At 67.3% G+C, this 17,372-nt stretch carries 17 protein-coding genes; 7 read left to right on the forward strand and 10 right to left on the reverse strand.

Features of this window, described 5'->3' with window-relative positions:
* Positions 1-22: 22 nt before the first annotated feature.
* From galE to NQK35_RS05350, 6 genes are all read right to left on the reverse strand, one after another.
* The gene (gene galE / locus NQK35_RS05325) at positions 23-1,018 is read right to left on the reverse strand and encodes a UDP-glucose 4-epimerase GalE (RefSeq protein ID WP_034231725.1); all 996 of its coding nucleotides are present in this window, start codon (positions 1,016-1,018) and stop codon (positions 23-25) included.
* Positions 1,019-1,022: 4 nt separating this feature from the next.
* On the reverse strand, positions 1,023-1,637 hold the full coding sequence (gene purE, locus NQK35_RS05330; protein WP_048742004.1) for a 5-(carboxyamino)imidazole ribonucleotide mutase: 615 nt from the start codon (positions 1,635-1,637) through the stop codon (positions 1,023-1,025).
* A 44-nt stretch (positions 1,638-1,681) separates the two neighbouring features.
* Positions 1,682-2,845: a 5-(carboxyamino)imidazole ribonucleotide synthase gene (locus NQK35_RS05335; protein ID WP_257114770.1), complete on the reverse strand. Its 1,164-nt coding sequence runs from the start codon at positions 2,843-2,845 to the stop codon at positions 1,682-1,684.
* Positions 2,846-2,877: 32 nt separating this feature from the next.
* Entirely contained in the window at positions 2,878-4,206 is a 1,329-nt protein-coding gene (locus NQK35_RS05340) for a sensor histidine kinase (protein ID WP_009213382.1), read from the reverse strand.
* A 12-nt stretch (positions 4,207-4,218) separates the two neighbouring features.
* Positions 4,219-4,896 carry a response regulator transcription factor gene (locus tag NQK35_RS05345; RefSeq protein WP_009213381.1) on the reverse strand — a complete coding sequence of 226 codons (678 nt, stop codon included), beginning with the start codon at positions 4,894-4,896 and terminating at the stop codon, positions 4,219-4,221.
* 93 nt (positions 4,897-4,989) lie between these two features.
* Positions 4,990-6,024 (reverse strand): adenylate/guanylate cyclase domain-containing protein, encoded by a 1,035-nt coding sequence (locus NQK35_RS05350; protein ID WP_034231722.1) that lies wholly within the window; start codon positions 6,022-6,024, stop codon positions 4,990-4,992.
* A gap of 227 nt (positions 6,025-6,251) precedes the next feature.
* Between NQK35_RS05350 and NQK35_RS05355 the strand changes: the two genes are divergently transcribed.
* Together NQK35_RS05355 and dapD are read left to right on the forward strand one after the other, a co-directional pair.
* Entirely contained in the window at positions 6,252-6,962 is a 711-nt protein-coding gene (locus tag NQK35_RS05355; protein ID WP_257113335.1) for a Maf family protein, read from the forward strand.
* 39 nt (positions 6,963-7,001) lie between these two features.
* Complete coding sequence (dapD, locus tag NQK35_RS05360) at positions 7,002-7,958, forward strand: 2,3,4,5-tetrahydropyridine-2,6-dicarboxylate N-succinyltransferase (RefSeq protein ID WP_257113337.1); 957 nt, start codon at positions 7,002-7,004, stop codon at positions 7,956-7,958.
* Positions 7,959-8,025: 67 nt separating this feature from the next.
* On the opposite strand, the gene dapC is transcribed toward dapD, so the two are convergent.
* Positions 8,026-9,171: a succinyldiaminopimelate transaminase gene (gene dapC / locus NQK35_RS05365; RefSeq protein ID WP_257113339.1), complete on the reverse strand. Its 1,146-nt coding sequence runs from the start codon at positions 9,169-9,171 to the stop codon at positions 8,026-8,028.
* A gap of 20 nt (positions 9,172-9,191) precedes the next feature.
* Positions 9,192-9,533 carry a ferredoxin gene (gene fdxA, locus NQK35_RS05370; protein WP_009213376.1) on the reverse strand — a complete coding sequence of 114 codons (342 nt, stop codon included), beginning with the start codon at positions 9,531-9,533 and terminating at the stop codon, positions 9,192-9,194.
* Positions 9,534-9,585: 52 nt separating this feature from the next.
* Here fdxA and NQK35_RS05375 point away from each other — a divergent pair, with 52 nt between their 5' ends.
* The gene (locus tag NQK35_RS05375; RefSeq protein ID WP_048741992.1) at positions 9,586-9,918 is read left to right on the forward strand and encodes a putative acetyltransferase; all 333 of its coding nucleotides are present in this window, start codon (positions 9,586-9,588) and stop codon (positions 9,916-9,918) included.
* A 10-nt stretch (positions 9,919-9,928) separates the two neighbouring features.
* Here the strand turns inward: NQK35_RS05375 and typA are convergent, their stop codons facing one another.
* Positions 9,929-11,848: a translational GTPase TypA gene (gene typA, locus NQK35_RS05380; protein ID WP_048741989.1), complete on the reverse strand. Its 1,920-nt coding sequence runs from the start codon at positions 11,846-11,848 to the stop codon at positions 9,929-9,931.
* Positions 11,849-12,069: 221 nt separating this feature from the next.
* Here typA and NQK35_RS05385 point away from each other — a divergent pair, with 221 nt between their 5' ends.
* From NQK35_RS05385 to NQK35_RS05395, 3 genes are read left to right on the forward strand one after another with little or no spacing between them, the layout of a single operon-like run.
* On the forward strand, positions 12,070-12,930 hold the full coding sequence (locus NQK35_RS05385; RefSeq protein WP_257113341.1) for a D-hexose-6-phosphate mutarotase: 861 nt from the start codon (positions 12,070-12,072) through the stop codon (positions 12,928-12,930).
* A gap of 47 nt (positions 12,931-12,977) precedes the next feature.
* Positions 12,978-13,556, forward strand: coding sequence for a 1-acyl-sn-glycerol-3-phosphate acyltransferase (locus tag NQK35_RS05390; protein WP_009213372.1), 579 nt, complete (start codon positions 12,978-12,980; stop codon positions 13,554-13,556).
* The gene (locus tag NQK35_RS05395) at positions 13,553-14,452 is read left to right on the forward strand and encodes a hypothetical protein (RefSeq protein ID WP_257113344.1); all 900 of its coding nucleotides are present in this window, start codon (positions 13,553-13,555) and stop codon (positions 14,450-14,452) included. The genes NQK35_RS05390 and NQK35_RS05395 overlap by 4 nt, the downstream gene beginning before the upstream one ends.
* A gap of 49 nt (positions 14,453-14,501) precedes the next feature.
* On the opposite strand, the gene NQK35_RS05400 is transcribed toward NQK35_RS05395, so the two are convergent.
* On the reverse strand, positions 14,502-15,995 hold the full coding sequence (locus NQK35_RS05400) for a glutamine synthetase family protein (RefSeq protein ID WP_257113345.1): 1,494 nt from the start codon (positions 15,993-15,995) through the stop codon (positions 14,502-14,504).
* Positions 15,996-16,285: 290 nt separating this feature from the next.
* Between NQK35_RS05400 and NQK35_RS05405 the strand changes: the two genes are divergently transcribed.
* Positions 16,286-17,350, forward strand: a complete 1,065-nt coding sequence (locus tag NQK35_RS05405) for a family 20 glycosylhydrolase (protein ID WP_257114771.1) — start codon at positions 16,286-16,288, stop codon at positions 17,348-17,350.
* Positions 17,351-17,372: the final 22 nt, after the last annotated feature.

Genomic DNA, 17,372 nt, shown 5'->3' on the forward strand with positions numbered 1-17,372 from the left:
TGCTCGCGTGTCGAGGAGCGCCTCAGGCGCCGGGGACGGTGATGGGGCGGGGTCCAGCCTGCCAGCCTTCCCACGCGGAGGCGAGGATCTCCTCAACCCCGTTGTTGGCCTTCCACCCCAGGTCGACGCCGATGGAGAGGGGATCGCCGATGAGCGTCGGGGGATCCCCGGCGCGCCGCTGGAGGACCTCGACGGGGAACTCCCATCCGATCACGCGGCGCAGGCCATCGATAATCTCTCGGACGGAGGTCCCCAGGCCGGTGCCCACGTTGTAGGTGTGGTGGTCGGGCTGGCGTCCTTCCGCGAGAACGTCGAGGGCAGCGATGTGCGCCTCCGCCAGGTCCAGGACGTGGATGTAGTCGCGCACGCAGGTGCCGTCTTCCGTGTCATAGTCGTCGCCGAAGATCTTCGCGCTGTCCCCGCGCTCGATCCGGTCGAGGACCATCGGGATCAGATTCATGATCGCGTCGTCGGCCAGGTCGGGCCAGCCGGCTCCGGCAACGTTGAAGTAGCGCAGGCCAATCCACTTCAGGTCCCACGCCCGTTCGCAGTCGGCCATCATCCACTCGCCGATCAGTTTCGTTTCGCCGTAGGGGTTGATGGGGTGCCCACCCATATCTTCGGTGACAAACGGTACGTCCGGCATGCCGTAGACCGCCGCGGAGGAGGAGAAGATCATCTGGTCGACCCCCGCGTCCTCCATGGCAAGCAGGACGTTGGCCATTCCGCCGACGTTCTGCTGGTAGTACCAGGCCGGGCGTTGCACGGATTCTCCGACCTGCTTGCGTGCGGAGAAGTGAATGACTGCCGTGACGTCCTCGTCCACCATGAGGGTGGACAGCGCCGAGCGCGCCTCGTCGGTCGTGACGTCAAGGCGGACCAGCGTCGCGTCGCCGACACGCGAGGCCTTACCGCTGGACAGGTCATCAACGACGACGACATGGTCCCCGCGCTGACGCAGGAGGCGGACAACGTGTGCGCCGATGTAGCCGGCGCCGCCACAAACGAGAATACTCATGCCATCAGGATACGCCGCGCGTCCCACCCGCGGCTACCCCGCCAAAGAGCGTCCCCGAGGGCTGCTCGTTCGATTCAGTGACCCGTTCAACCAAGGCAGCCCCCTTCTCGGCGGCAACCTCGCGCAGGCGTGACTGGAAGCGCCGCATCGCCGCGCGTAGCCTCTCGGCATCCTCGCCCTCACCCGCGCCGAGGATGCGCGCGGCCAGCAGGCCAGCGTTTCTGGCGCCCGCGATCGACACCGTTGCGACGGGCACGCCCGCGGGCATCTGAACGATGGAGTGCAGGGAGTCGACGCCATCAAGATGCGCGAGGGGAACGGGCACGCCGATCACGGGAAGCTCGGTGAGCGCGGCGAGCATTCCGGGCAGGTGCGCCGCGCCGCCGGCGCCCGCGATGATGACACGCAGGCCGCGCTGGGCCGCGCTCCTGCCGTAGGTGACCATGTCCTCGGGCATGCGATGGGCCGACACGACTCCAACCTCGCAGGCGATGCCGAACTCGGCGAGCGCGCTCACCGCCGCTTCCATCGTCGGCCAGTCCGAATCCGAGCCCATAACAACCCCGACGAGGGGCCTGTCCCCCGTCGCGGTCAGCTGAATATCGAGGGTGGCGTTCATGCGTGATCCTTTCCTGGTTGTGAGGAGCCTGCGGGCGGCGCGCGCTACGGCAGGTCGGTGGAATCCGGGCCGCCGCGCAGCGCCTCGACGCACGCGCGGGCGCAGGCGAGTGCGGTCGCCGGGTCCGCATCAACGACCGTCACGTGGCCGAGCTTACGCCCCGGACGCACCTCCTTGCCGTACAGGTGCACCTTGGCTCGCTCTCCTCCGGCGCGCAGGGCGTCGGCGAGGGCACGCGTCGGCTGGTCGGAGCGCGAACCGAGCAGGTTGACCATGACCGCGTGGGTAGCCGGGTCGCGCATCTCACCGGACCCCAGGGGCAGGTCGAGCACCGCGCGCAGGTGCTGTTCAAACTGGCTGGTTACCGCTCCGTCGATCGTCCAGTGACCCGTGTTGTGGGGACGCATTGCCAGCTCGTTGACCAGGATGCGCTCGTCGGCGCCCTCGCCAACGACGAACATCTCAACGGCGAGGACACCCGTGACTCCCAGTTCCGAGGCGATGGTTTCTCCGATGCGGCGCGCCTCGCGGGCGGTCTCCGGGCGGATTCCCACGGCGGGGGCGGTGACCTCCGAGCACACGCCGCCTCGTTGGACCGTCGAAGCCACGGGCCAGGATTCGATTCTCCCCGAGGGCGTTCGGGCAAGCAGGGCCGCGACCTCGCAGCGGAACGGCACCCAGGCCTCGGCCAGGAGGGGGCCGTGTCCCCACCAGGAGGCCACGTCCGAGCTGGCGTGGGCGACGGCAACTCCGTGCCCGTCGTACCCGCCCCTGGGGGTCTTGACGACGAGCGGCCAGCCGACTCGCGCGCCGAATCCCTCGAGGGCCGCCTCGTCGTCGACACGGGCCCACGCGGGACAGGGCACGCCCATCGCACCCAGGCGCTCGCGCATCGCGAGCTTGTCCTGGGCGTAGCGGAGCGCATCGGCGGGCGGTTGGACGCTCACGCGACGAGAGGCCTGACGAAGGACGGGGTCCGGGACGTGCTCGTGCTCGAAGGTCAGGACGTCGGCCCCCTCGATGAGGGCGGCGACGGCCTCCCACGAGCCGGGCTCACCGACGGACTTGTCGACGGTGACCTGGCCGGTCGACCCGTCCTCAGCCTCAACGAGTGCCCTCAGGTTTATTCCGAGCGCTATCGCACTCTCCTGCATCATGCGTGCCAGCTGTCCCCCGCCGATGACGGCAACGGTTACGGGTGTCGATATCGCGCGTGTCACGGGACCAATCTACCGCTGAGCTAGAAGCGGCGCGACCTGCGTCCCATCGACATGAGGGGGCCCTCGGGCATGACGCGGTCGGGATCCAGGGAGGCGGGGATCGCGGCGACGGAGACCGTGAAGACGGGGGGACGGCGTGTCTTGAGCTCCAGGCGTCCGCCCATCGCCTGAGCCAGGTCGTGCGCGAGGGCCAGGCCGATGCCCGTCGACCCGTGGCCGGACACGCCTTTTTCAAAGATGTCGGGGGCGAGGCTCTCATCGATGCCTTCTCCCTCATCGCTGACCTCGATGACCACGCCGCGCTTGGATGATCCGGCGTGCGCCCACACATGGGTCGCCCCGTCGCCGTATCTCAGGGAGTTCTCGATGAGTGTCGCCAGAACCTGTCCGAGCTTGCCCGCGTCGGCCAGGATCGGTCGCTCGGCCTCGTCGAGGAAGATGAGGGACCTGCCCGCAGCCTCGAATTGATCCTCCCACTCCTCGCGTGCGGTGTTGAAGACCTCGAGGATGTGGATCGCCTCGGTCTGTCCGCTGCTCCGCTTGGACACGTCCAGGAGCTCGGTGACGACGTTGGTCATGCGCTCAACCTGTTCCAGGCACGTGCGGGCTTCCGCGCGCACGTCCTCCTCCGAGGAGATCAACTCGATCTCCTCCAGGCGCATCGACAGGGCGGTGAGGGGGGTCCGCAGCTGGTGGGAGGCGTCGGCAGCCGCTTGGCGTTCGGCGGCCAGGCGTCCGGCCATGCGTTCACCGGTGCGCGCCAGTTCCTCGGAGACAAGATCGATCTCTTCGATGCCCGAGCTTTCCATCCGAGCCCGAACGCCGCCGGAGCCGATCTGTTCGGCCTGGGCCGCCAGGTAGATGAGGGGGGCGGAGAGGTCACGCGAGAGCGAGCGCGCCATGAGCCAGCCAATCGCCGTTGACAGCGCCATTCCACCGCCGAAGAGGGCACACACCCACGCGATTCGACGAAGGGCACCCGAGGCGGAGGAGGTCAGCTGGACGGAGACGCCGCTGGGCGAGGATGCAACGGCCGTGACGGTTCGCCCCGAGATCGCATTCCCGCCCGTCACCAGGTTCGCATCGGGTATCTTGATCCGATAGGCGAGCGTGCCGCCGCGGCTCTTGGCCTGCTCCGAGACGAGCGAGGCCAGGACCGTCGCATCAGTGTCTTCTCCGGCGGCCCTGCGCCGGTCGATGCTGTGGACGATCAGCTGCGATTGAACCTCCAGGCTCCGCTGCTCGGAGGCCCACACCGAGGCCGAGGCAAAGAACGCTCCGGGCAAACCCATCAGCACGCACACGACGGCGACGACGGAGACGATCATCCTCACCGCGCGTGCGCGCATGGCGGGCCTCCCTTAGCGCGCGCTCTCGAAGCGGAATCCCATCCCGCGCACGGTCGTGATGTAGTGCGGGTCGGTGGCGTCGTCGCCGAGCTTGCGCCGCAGCCAGGACACGTGCATGTCGAGGGTCTTGGTCGAGCCGGTTGGATCAGAACCCCACACCTCTCGCATGAGGGTCTCCCTGGCGACGACCGAGCCGGCCTCGCGCAGGAGGACGCGCAGCAGGTCGAACTCCTTGGCCGTCAGGCTGAGCTCCGTGTCTCCGGCGAAGGCTCGGTGCGCGGCGACGTCCATGCGGATGTCCTGCGCGCGCAGCTCACCCTCGGCGGGTTCGGATGTTTGACGTCGCAGGAGGGCGCGCACGCGGGCGAGAAGCTCGGCCAGGCGGAAGGGCTTCGTCACGTAGTCATCGGCGCCCGCGTCGAGGCCGACGACCATGTCGACCTCGTCCGTGCGTGCGGTCAGGATCAGGATCGGGACGCGGTTTCCGGAGGCGCGAAGCTCGCGCGCGACGTCCAAGCCGTCGATGTCGGGCAGCCCGAGGTCCAGGACGACCAGGTCGACGCCGCGCGCGTCGGCCAGGGCCTGGCCACCCGTCGCGTGGGCGCGCACGTCGTAGCCTTCCCTGCCCAGCGCCCGTGCGAGGGGCTCGGAGATGGCCGGATCGTCTTCAACGAGGAGAACTGTAGTCACGCGAACATCTTAGCAATTCCGAACCAAAACTTTCACGTTTCTTGACCGAATGTGCTCCCCGGTCGGATGGGGCTGCGACGTGGGGGTCCTGCCCTAATTCGGCACGCTTGACAGCAGGTAGGGCGAGACCGGACCGAAACCGCGCAAGTCCGCGGTGGGAAACTCCTCGAGCTCGTAGCCGTCCCCGCCCTTACCCGCGGCGACCGCCGCCGCGGTCGCCGGATCGGTGAGGATCTTGCCGACGGGCGCAATGTCCACGAGGCGAGACGCAAGATTGACGGTGGGGCCGAACACGTCGCCGGAGCGCGAGAAGACGTCCCCGCGCACGAAGGAGGCACGCACGGGAAGCATCTCGTCGTCAGCGTTGAGTCTCTCGATGAGAGCCGTGACGACGCGCAGGCCGGTCGAGAGGTCATCGGCGATGTACAAGATGGCGTCGCCGATCATCTTGACGACCCGGCCCCCCTCTTCGATGACCGCGGTGCGGCTCTCTTCTTCGAAGCGTTCGATCAGTCCGACCAGCGCGTCGCCGAGGATCGTGGAGGAGGAGGTGAAGGACACCATGTCGACGAATCCGAGACAGCGATTGAGGGGGAAACGATCGTGGCGCTCCTCGTGGCCACGCTGGGAGACCTCCCGGTCGAAGCGCGACAGGGTTGCCTCGAGCTGGCGCCGCCACGAGTAGGTGAACATCTCCTGGAAGACGTCAATGTACTCTCGCATATGGTCCAGGACGTACATGCGCGCCGTCGTGTCATCGAGGTTGAGGCGGCGCATCGAGTCCTCGACGAGGGCCTCGAACTGCCACAGGGCCAGCCGGTCCGCCAGGTGAGAGTTAGCGCGAAGCAGCGAACGGGACGTCGCGGTGTCGATGCCACCGGATTCGACGAGGTCGTGCCACTGGCTAAAGACATCAAGGTCACGGGCGGAAAAGACAGGATCGTCGGCGCTGGGAGCCTGAAAGCCCAGGGCGATCCAGAACTGGAAGACACGTTCGATCGGCGTATCGGTCGCCTGCGACAGGTCGCGGGCGGAATACGTGAGATGACCACCGAGCAGCCGAGGAACGTAGCTTGTTGCGGTCAGGTCATCAGGAATTGCAGGGGACGAAGACGCGCGCTCATCCATCGCAAATCCCTCCTCGCTGGGCTGACTCAACACCACATCAGCGGATAAACGGTATACCAGGTCACTTTTCAAAGTCACATCGTCAATGCGACCTCATGCACTGACAATTGTAGTAGGCTCGTGTATTTTCCACCAGGCATTTGCACGTTTACCTGCGATTATCCGGATTCCTGCACTATTTTTCACCCCTCCTGCGCGCCCGACACGCCATGGTCCACAATGTCCCTATGCGCCTCGTTCTCGCCTCCGCCTCCCCCGCCCGCCGCGCGACTCTCATCGCCGCGGGAATCACTCCGATCGTGAGAGTCTCCCAGGTTGACGAGGACGCTGTCCTCGCGGCTCTCCCCGGCGGGCGCGCCTTCTCGGGCGCCGCCACGACTCCCGCGGACGAGGTGGGCGCCCTGGCCGAGGCCAAGTGCGCGGACGTGTGCGACGCGTTGTGTGCGCCCGATTCCGACTCCTTCGATGCCGACCCGGGCGCGCTCCTCGTCGTCGGCTGCGACTCCATGCTGGAGATCAACGGAGCGATGCAGGGCAAACCGCACACCCCCGAGGTCGCACGCGAGCGCATCCGCGCCATGCGGGGCACGACGGCCACGCTGTGGACAGGGCACTCGGTCGCCCTGCTCACCCCTCGCTCATCGTCGGACCGAGCCGGAAGCGGCTCCCGCACCGCCGCCGCCCGCCTGACGCGCAGCGCCTCGACCCAGGTCCACTTCGGGCAGATCACCGACGCGGAGATCGACGCGTACGTGGCCACGGGCGAGCCGCTTCGCGTCGCCGGCTCCTTCACGGTCGACGGCCTGGGCGGCCCGTTTATCGACGGGGTCACCGGCGACTATCATTCCGTGGTCGGCATCTCCTTGCCGCTGCTGCGCTCGATGGCCACGGAGATGGGTGTCTTCTGGCCCGACCTGTGGGATACCCCGCGCCCCTGAGCCTCACCGCCAACGCCCGCGCCCCGTAGTGTAGATGCCATGGACACGAGCACAGCATGGGGCGTCGGCCTCGCAACGATCACCCTGGACGGCACGACACTGGACACCTGGTATCCCGCCCCGCAGCTGGGCGAACCCGGATCCGACGAGGGGGCGGCCGCCTCCCTGTCCGCACTGGAGCGCGTCGATGAGGCCCGCCGCGTGCGCACCGTCGTGCGCACGACGACCATCAGGCTGGATGAAGCCCCCGCCACCACCGAGGACGCCTACCTGCGGCTTCACCTGCTGTCACACCGCCTGGTGCGGCCCAACTCGATCAACCTCGACGGGATCTTCGCGGTGCTCCCCAACGTGGTGTGGACGGACGCCGGGCCGTGCGCCGTGGCGGACTTCGAGGCCACGCGCATGCGACTGCGCGCCCGCGACGGGCGCCCCGTGACGGTCCTCGGGATCGACAAGTTCCCCCCGATGGTCAACTACGTCCTCCCCTCCGGTGTGCGCATCGCCGACGCAACCCGCGTGCGCCTGGGCGCCTACCTGTCCGAGGGCACGACCGTCATGCACGCCGGGTTCGTCAACTTCAACGCCGGGACGCTTGGCCGTTCCATGGTCGAGGGCCGCGTCTCGCAGGGCGTCGTCATCGGCGATGGCTCGGACGTGGGCGGTGGCGCCTCCACGATGGGCACGCTCTCCGGCGGCGGCAAGCAGCGGGTCCGCCTGGGCGAGCGTTGCCTGCTGGGCGCGAACTCGGGCCTGGGAATCACCCTGGGCGACGACTGCGTCGTCGAAGCTGGCTTGTACGTGACCGCCGGCGCCAAGGTCACCCTCATCGATTCCTCGGGCGCCTCGCAGCCGCGCACCGTGGCCGCGCGTGAGCTGTCGGGCGCGTCCAACATTCTCTTCCGGCGCAACTCCCAGACCGGGCGGATCGAGGCGATCGCCCGCGCGGGCGTCGTGGGCATCGAACTCAACGACGCGCTGCACGCATCCAACTAAGCTCCTTCGCCGCGAGGAAAGGCCGGGACACGGGCGCTGCCCGTGTCCCGGCCTGCCGTCAAGGCGGCTAGCGCCCCTGCCACTCGCTGGCGATGCGCTTCGCTGCGGCGGCTATCCGCTCGTCCGTGGCCGTGAGCGCCACGCGCACGCGGCCGCGGGCGGCCGCGCCGTAGAAGTCTCCGGGCGCAACCAGGATTCCGAGCCGCGCGAATCGGTCGACGAGCGCCCAGGAGTCTTGCGGCGCGCCCGGATCGGCGACCCACAGGTACAGTCCAGCGGCGCTAGCGGGGTCGACGTCTAGCCCCGCGCGGGTCAGCGCCTCCAGGAGGAGGCGGCGTCGGGCCTCGTACACGCTCCTTTGGGCGCTCACGTGCTCGGTGTCGCCCAGGGCGAGGGCCATGGCGTGCTGGACGGGGCTGGGGACCATCAGTCCCGAGTGCTTGCGCGCCGTGACGATGGGGGCAACCAGCGCGGGGTCGCCGTAGATGAGCGCGGCGCGGTAGCCCGCGAGATTCGACTGCTTGGACAGGGAGTAGAGGACCAGGAGGCCACGGGGGTCGCAGTCGCACACGTTCGCGTCGAGCAGCGAAGGCACTCCCTCGCTCACGTAGGGTTCGCTCCACGGCAGCGCCGCATAGCATTCGTCCGAGACGATGACTGCTCCCCTGCCGCGCGCCCACGCGATGGCGTCGCGCAGCTGATCCTTGCTCATGACGTGCCCGTCGGGGTTGCCCGGGGAGTTGAGGTACACGAGGGTGGCGTCGGGCCAGGTACCCGGGCGAGTGGGGTCCACGGGCACGGGCGTTGCCCCCGCCAGGCGCGCGCCGATGTCGTAGGTGGGGTATGCGACCTCGGGAACCAGGACCGTGTCCCCGGCGCGCACGCCGAGCAGGGTGGGGATCCACGCGACCGCTTCCTTGGAACCGATCGTCGGAATCACTCCGGCTGGGCCGACGTCGACCATCCCGCGCCGAGCTGCCCACGCGCCAATCGCCTCGCGCACCTCGTCCGTGCCCACGACCGTCGGGTAGCCGTGCGCGTTCCCCGCGTCGGCGAGGGCCTCGCGGATGAAGTCGGGGGTGTCGTCAACGGGCGTGCCGACGCTCAGATCGCACAGCCCCCCGGGATGCTCGGCCGCGCGCGCTTTGGCGGGGGCCAGTTGATCCCAGGGGAACTCGGGTAGGTCCAGGGGGCGGGGTAGCAACAGGCTCATGCCCCCACCCTATCCGACCGTCACATGTTCTCGGCTTTCCATTCCTCATTCTGAGGAGGAAGCTCGGCGATCATGGGATCGTCGTAGTCCTGGACGCCGGTCTTCTGGGCGCCTCCCGGGCTGCCGAGCTGGTTGAAGAAGTCCGCGTTGGCGCGCAAGTAATCGGACCACTCGTCGGGAAGGTCGTCCTCGTAGAAGATCGCCTCGGTCGGACACACGGGTTCGCAGGCGCCGCAGTCGACGCATTCCTCGGGGTGGATGTACAGCGTGCGCTCACCCTCGTAGATGCAGTCGACGGGGCATTCGTCCACGCATGCGCGATCCTTGACGTCGACGCACGGCTGCGCGATGACGTAGGTCATGTGACGTTCCTCCTGGTCAGTTCCAAAGACTCGTTGATCCTATTATTCACGTATGAGCACTCCCGAGTCACCCAGCGTCCGCGACTTGCCCGAAAGCGGCGCTATCGAGCCGAATCGCGCGAGTGGCGCGCCGGGGGTAGGCGCGCAATTTTCCGCACGCTCCCCTGGCGCAATTCCCGCGCTGCCGTGGATGCAATTCAGGGTGGGCGAGAGGGTCGTGATCCGATATCGCCTGGCCGACGGCTTGCACGACGCCCTGGGCGAGGCCACGGAGGTGGCGCCCACGCACGTGAGCGTCGCGACGAGGCGCGGAGTGGTGCGGGTGGACGCGCGCACGATGGTGACGGGCAAGCGCGTTCCGCCCCCGCCGACGCGGCAGCCCTAACGGCGACGCGTCAGCGGTTTGCTCGACGCTCTCGGGCGGCGATCTTGAAACGTTCCTGCGCGTCCAGGACGACCTTGCGCACGCGCACCGCCTCAGGCGTGACCTCGACGCACTCGTCGTTTGCGGCAAACTCCAGGGATTCCTCGAGGGTGAGCTTGCGGGAGGGCGTCAGGGATTCATACACGTCTGCGGTGGCGCTACGCGTGTTGGTCTGCTTCTTCTCGCGGCAGATGTTCACGTCCATGTCCTCACCGCGCGGGTTTTCTCCCACGACCTGTCCCTCGTAGACCTCCGAGGAGGGCTCGATGATGAAGGTTCCGCGTTCCTGCAGATTCGTCATCGCGTAGGGCGTGGCCTGTCCGGCACGGTCCGCGACGAGGGAGCCCGTGAGGCGCTGCTCGATGGTTCCCTGCCAGGGGGCGTAGCCCTCGGAGATGGACGAGGCGATGCCGGTGCCTCGCGTTTCCGTCAGGAAGCGCGTACGGAAGCCGATGAGGCCTCGGGCGGGGACCACGAACTCCAGTCGAATCCATCCGGATCCGTGGTTCGCCATGGTCTCCATGCGGCCCTTGCGGGCGGCCATCAGCTGGGTGACCGCTCCGAGGAACTCCTCGGGAATGTCGATGGTCATGCGCTCCATCGGTTCGCTGAGGGTACCGTCGATCTCCTTGGTGACGACCTGAGGCTTGCCGACCGTGAGTTCAAAGCCCTCGCGCCGCATCTGTTCGACGAGGATCGCCAGGGCGAGTTCGCCTCGTCCCTGGACCTCCCACGCGTCGGGGCGTTCGGTCGGCAGCACCTTGAGGGAGACGTTACCGATCAGTTCGCGGTCGAGGCGGTCCTTCACCTGGCGAGCGGTGACCTTGGCGCCCTTGACCCGGCCGGCCATGGGCGAGGTGTTGATACCGATGGTCATGGAGATCGCGGGATCATCGACGGTGATCAGGGGCAGCGGACGCGGGTCCTCGAGGTCGACCAACGACTCGCCGATCATGATGTCCTCGATACCGGCGACAGCCACGATATCGCCGGGGTCGGCGTGGTCCGTGGAGACGCGTTCGAGGCCCTCGGTGGCCAGGAGTTCCGAGATGTGGACGCGCTGGATGGAGCCGTCGTGACGCGCCAGGCCCACATCCGCCCCCTTCTTCAGGGTTCCGTTGTGCACTCGAAGCAGCGCGAGGCGTCCCAGGAAGGGTGAGGCATCCAGGTTCGTCACGTGCGCCTGCAGCGGCATGTCCGGATCGAAGGTGGGGCCGGGGATGCGGTTCAGGATGGTTTCGAACAGGGGCTCGAGGTCCTCGGCGGGTACCTGTCCATCGCCGGGGTTGGTCAGGGAGGACTTGCCCGCCTTGGCGGAGGCGTAGACGACCGGCACGTCCATCAGCGAGTCCACGTCGATGTCAACGCCTTCGTTCATGAGGTCCTCACCCAGGGAGAGGAGGAGATCCGTCGTCTCCGAGACGACCTCATCAATGCGAGAGTCGGGCCGGTCGACCTTGTTGACGACCACGATGACGGGCAGATGCGCCTGGAGCGCCTTGCGCAGCACGAAGCGCGTCTGCGGGAGGGGCCCCTCGGATGCGTCGACCATGAGGACGACGCCGTCAACCATGGACAGGCCGCGCTCGACCTCGCCGCCGAAGTCGGCGTGGCCGGGCGTGTCGATGACGTTGACCGTCACACCGTCCGTGAGGCCGAGGGCCTGAGCCGCGGGACCCCGGTAGTGCACGGCCGTGTTCTTGGCCAGGATGGTGATGCCCTTCTCCCGCTCAAGATCTCCGGAATCCATGACGCGCTCACCCGTCTTTTCGACGGTGTCACGTTCCGAGAAGGCACCGGACTGCCAGAGCATCGCGTCAACCAGCGTGGTCTTCCCATGATCGACGTGTGCGACGATGGCGACATTTCGCAGGTCAGGACGCGTGGACATATGTGGACTCCTCAAACATGGATACGTATCATTGCGTGCGATAGGGCACAGTAGCCGCGCCACCGTTCGATCGTCTGACCGATTCCACGCACATTCCCCCCAAGAATATCGGCTTACCCAGGGCCGATGCGGACACCTTCCTGCGACTTCCACCACGCTGCGGAGAGGATGGAGCGAACCAAGCGGTCTACTTGCTGAACAACTACAGGTATCGTTAACTGATGACTATGACAGACATCGCCACGCTCAGCGTAGATATTCCCTCGGGTTCGGCCCTTGTCACCCCCTTCGGAGCCCACCTGCTGTCATGGCGTCCCGCCGGGCACTCCGACATTCTCTGGCTCTCCTCGCGCGCCGTGATGGACGGAACCCGCGCGATCCGCGGCGGCATCCCCCTGTGCCTGCCCTGGTTTGGCAGCCCCGCGGATTCACCGGCCGCACCGGGCGCCGGGGCCGGCGCCCACGGCTTCGCGCGGACCTCGCGGTGGTCGCTCCTGGCCCAGACGACGTCGGCGGACGCCTCCCCCGCCACCGTTTCCTTCGAGCGCCACCACACGGGGGAAACGTCCCTCCTCTACCCACACTCCTTCTGCGCTCGCCTCGACGTGGTGGTCGGCGCGGAGCTGCACCTGAGCCTGACCCTGATCAACGAGGACGACCACCCCTTCACGATCGAGGCAGCCATGCACACCTACCTGCGCGTCGGCGATATCAAAGACCTCTCGATCGAGGGGCTTGACGGGGCGCCCTACGACGACAAGCTCAAGGAGCGCCGCGGGACTCAATGCGGCGACTTGACAGCCGTCGGCCCCCTCGATCGCATCTACACGACCACGCAACCGGTCCACGTCGTGGACCCGAGGCTGGGTAGGCGCATCATCGTTGACAAGAGCGGATCTGGCTCGACCATCGTGTGGAACCCGTGGGCACAGGCGGCGGCGTCCATGGCGGACGTCGGCGAGGGCGAGTGGCAGCATTTCGTGTGCGTCGAAACCGCAGCCGTGCGCGAACGCGCCCTCACGCTGCGGCCTGGCCACCCGCACATCATGACGCAGACACTGGCGGTGGAGACGCTGGACTGATCGCGACGCGAGTAGGATTGGCTCCAGCTACGAACAGAAAGGCCGCCATGGCTCTCACCCGCGCACTTGCATCCGCCTACCTTGGGGTCTCACGCTGGAAGCTGTCGATTCAGCCGCTTCCCGACAAGGTCATCGTGATCGGCGCACCGCACACGTCGAACTGGGATGGCGTTTTCATGGCTGTGGCGATGTGGAAGGCGGGACGTAGCTTTTCGTTCCTCGTCAAGGACTCCATTGTGAAGGCCCCGGTGTTGGGCTGGTTCGTCAAGAAGATCGGAGCGGTCCCGGTGGAGCGCGGCGCGGCTCATGGCCTCGTGGAGCAGGTTGCGGCGCGTATCGCGCGTTCCGATAGCTTTACTCTGTGCATCACCCCGAAGGGAACGCGGTCGCCGCGTGAGTTCTGGAAGTCGGGTTTCTACCGCATAGCGATGGAGGCGGACGTCCCGATTCAGTTCGGTTTCGTCGATCGCGCCACCCGCACGTTCGGCTGGGGTCCCACCTATCGGCTCACGGGCGACGTTCGGGCGGACATGGACGTGATCCGCGCCTTCTACGCCGACAAGGTCGGCGCGCGCCCGGAGTTGACGTCGGTGCCCCGCCTGCGCAGCGAGGACGACAGCGAATGAGGGTGAAGCGCCCCCTCCTCGCCACGCTGGGAACCTTCGCGCTGACCGCTGTCGGCGGAGCGGCGTTCGCACAGGAGCCGACGTCAATCCGACTCGTTGAGGAGTACGACATCACGCCGGGAGTGAGCGCGACGCACGAGGTCACCCTCTCCGCCGACGAGCCCCTCAGCGCGGACCAGTGCGAGGCGATGGGGAGCGCGGCGGGGGCTGTGTCCTCGCTGTCGGTCTCGGTCGACGGCATCTCAGGGTGCCGCTTCACGTGGCAGCTCGCCGATGCGGGCGCCGAGGTCATCTCTGTCGATACCGGCGGAATCTTCCACTTTGAGTCTGCCTCGTCCAGGCTCCTGGAGGGGTATTCCTCTCCCGAGGCCTCTGCGACGATTACTCGGGTGACCCTGATCGCTCACAGCTCGCAGGTCGAAGAAGCGTCCGCGGGCGCGACGATCATCTCTTACGCCGGTTCGACGAAGAAGGACGCGACGACCGTGACCTGGGAGAACGTCTCCGGTACCGTGAGCGCGACGGGCACGGTGACTCCAAGCGTCGCGGCCGATGCCGCCGCACGCTCAACCGGCTCCTCGTCACCGGCCAGCCCCTCGACACCCGAAGGCAACTCCACCTCATGGTGGACGCTGTGGCCGTTCTTTGCTCTCGCGGTGGTCGCGCTCGGCCTCGGCGTGACCGCGGCGGTGGCCCGCTCGATGGCCGGCGCACGCCGCGCGGCTGCCGACGCACGTTTCGACCGCGACAGGAGGCTGCGCGCCGCACTGCGCGAGGCGGCCCTGCCCCCGCCTCGTACACGGGACACGCGAGGCGGCCCGGCACACCCGGCGCAGGGAAGAAGCCTCGCGAACTCGGCTCCGGCGACGCGATTTGCGCCGCCGGAGCGGGACTAGGTCGGCGGTCGGGTCTCGCGCCCGCCCGCGGATGGGGGTGGCCCGCGGGTCAGCCGATGTGGAAGTATCGTTCGACGAGTTCCTCGACGCTGAGGCGCGAGTCCGCCAGATCCTCGCGCAGATGCTCGTCGCCGAGGGCAATGAGACGCGACGCCCACGAATCGATGAGCCCTGCGGGGAACACGCCGCGCGCCTCGTAATCGCCGCGCTGGGCGAGGAGCCGACCCGCGGCCTCGAAGCAGGAGGCAGGCAGCTGATCGAGACCGGGAGTCTGGGAGGCATCTCCGTCAACCTTGCGCGCTCTCGCATAGTCTGCCATTCCGGGCACGGTGAGCCCCAGACGCGCGGCGACGGTGATGCCCGCGAGGAGGAGATGAACGGCGGCGGAGCCGTCGGGACTGCGCAACTCAACGGTCTGGGAGTCATTGGGCAGATCACCGAGCGGGCCTTCGCCCGGGTTGGCATCACGGAACATGGAGTCGTCAATGTTTTGCCACCCGAGCGGGACGCGCACGAGGACGGAGCGATTGCGGTCTCCCCAGCAGATCGCGGTCGGCGCCTCCTGGTGGGGGACCAAACGCAGGAAGGAGGTGGGGGCCGTGTTGCCGAAGGCGGTCAGCGACGCCGCGTGCGAGAGGTATCCGCCGATGACCTTGAGGGCTTCCTCCGTCAATCCCAATCCCGTCGAAAACTGGTTGACTCCCTCCCGAACGAGGCGGGTGTGGAAGTGCATGCCGGATCCCGCTTGTCCGACGGCGATCTTCGGGGAGAAGGAGACCTCGATGCCGTAGGAGTGGGCCACCTCGCGGAGCACCCACTTGGCGAGCACCATCTGATCTGCCGCGTCGCAGGCATCGACCGGGAGGAACTCGATCTCCTGCTGAATCATCTGACGCCCGTCCGCAACGAAGTTACCGACCTCCGAGTGCGCGTACTTGACCGAGCAGCCCATGCGAACGAGATGCAGGAGGGTTTCCGTTCGTACATCCTCCCACTTCGAGAAGGGACCCGATTCGTGATACCCCCTCTGGGGTTCCACGGGGAAAAGCTCCTCCTGGGCGGAAAAGAGGTAGTACTCGAGCTCCCCCAGGGCTTGCAGCTCGCAGCCGGTATCCTCCTTGAGCGCGCGTTGAGCCTTGCGCAGGATCTCCTGTGGAGCCGAGGCAAGGGGAGCCCCGTCGACATCGTAGAACCCGCACAGGATGTCGAGGGTGGGGATCGGCGCAAAGGGGTTCAGGAACGCGGTCGACAGGCGCGGCACGACGTACAGGTCTGAGGAGGTTGCGTCAACGAAGGTGAAGAGAGAAGACCCATCGACGCGCTCGCCGAGGGTGAGGAGGCGATCGAGGTGAGCCTTAGATTGGATCGCAAAGTTGAGGGTCTTGAGGCGTCCGTCTCCGCCGACGTACCTCAGGTTGAGCATCGGGATGTTGTTGTCCTCGATATAGCCGATGATGTCGGCTTTCGTGAACTCCTTGGCCTGTTTTCCGAGGGCTTGGACAAGGGGATTGGGGTTGAGGGAAAGGTTGTCATTCGACAGCATGGATCACTCCTCGTTGAGCATGATTGGCTTCACACGATTGTGACACACGCCTTGCGCGCGCGGCGGTCGCTAGCGGACACAAAGTCGAAATCTGCTGCCCGCGGGCAATTGACGACCGAAACACACCCCACTGATTAGTGACCCTTGTTACACTCTTGCCTGTTAGTCGTAAGGAGCCCCAATGACGGCGATCCCCCCCTCCCCTCCCGCACGATCCCCGCGAACGACCCGCGTTCTCATGGCGCGGGCTTCTCGTCGACTCCGCCCACACCTTCTGGCCCGTGCCCGCAATGGAGCTCTTCCTCTCCCTCATGGCCCGATATCGCTTCAACGTGCTGCACTGGCGCCTCACGGACGACCGGGGGTGGCGCATGCCCGTCCCAGGTTTCCCTCGCCTCACGAGCGTCGGGGCTCAGCTGCCGCGCACGATGCGCAGCGCGGGCGACGCGGCCCCCAGCGCGGACGACGTCGCTCCTGCGCGTCGCGCGCAGGCCTTCGCGCGACACTGCTTCTACTCCGATTCGAACATCCGACACCTCGTCTCCTACGCCGCCGACCGAGGAATCCGCATCGTTCCCGAGGTCTGCATCCCTTCCGGGGCAGGGGCCGCTATCCGTTCGTATCCGCACCTGGGAAACCCCCACCTCGTTCGCTGCGGCGACACGCGCAACGCCACCTCCCTGTGGCCGAGCACGTCCTCCTTGAGCTTCGTCCAGGCAGCGTTGCATCGCGCGTGCGATCTCTTCCCCTCACCCTTCATACACATCGGCGCCGGGCCGTGCGACTGGGGAGAGTGGGAGGCCGACTCCGCCCTCATGCGTGCGGGGTTTCCTCTCGGCAGCGACGTCGAGCGCGTCTTCGTGGAGCGAGCCCTGCGCACGCTTCGCTTCCACGGGAGGCGTGCCGCCGCGTGGGAGTCGCTCACTCGTTCCTTTCCGACTCCGCCCGACGGCACCGCGCTGCTGTCGCGGGGTGAATCGGCGGCGACCATCGACGCGGCCGCCGCCGCGGGCGGATGCTGGGTCCTCGCCGACGAGCGCCTCCTCGCTCCATCGATGTCCGCTGCTCCGGCTACTGCCGCTCGCGCGATTGGGGATGCTCGCCGTCTCTACGAGCGGCTTCCAGAAGCGATGCGGGCACGCGGCCTGGCAGGATGCGAGGTGGTGGCGCGCCCGGCAACAACGGCGAGCCCCGAAAAGCTCATGACGCAGCTGGTTCCTCAGCTTCTTGTCGCAGCGGAGATCGCCTGGCATGGGGATCAGGCGCTCACCTGGGAGCGATTGGCTCCCCTCATTGAGGCCAACGCCGCCTACCTTGAGCGAGCGATTCCCCGCTGGTTCGCTCAGCGCACGTGAACGCGTCGGCGTACGAGCACCC

It is taken from the genome of Schaalia odontolytica, assembly GCF_024584435.1.
GTDB lineage: Bacteria > Actinomycetota > Actinomycetes > Actinomycetales > Actinomycetaceae > Pauljensenia.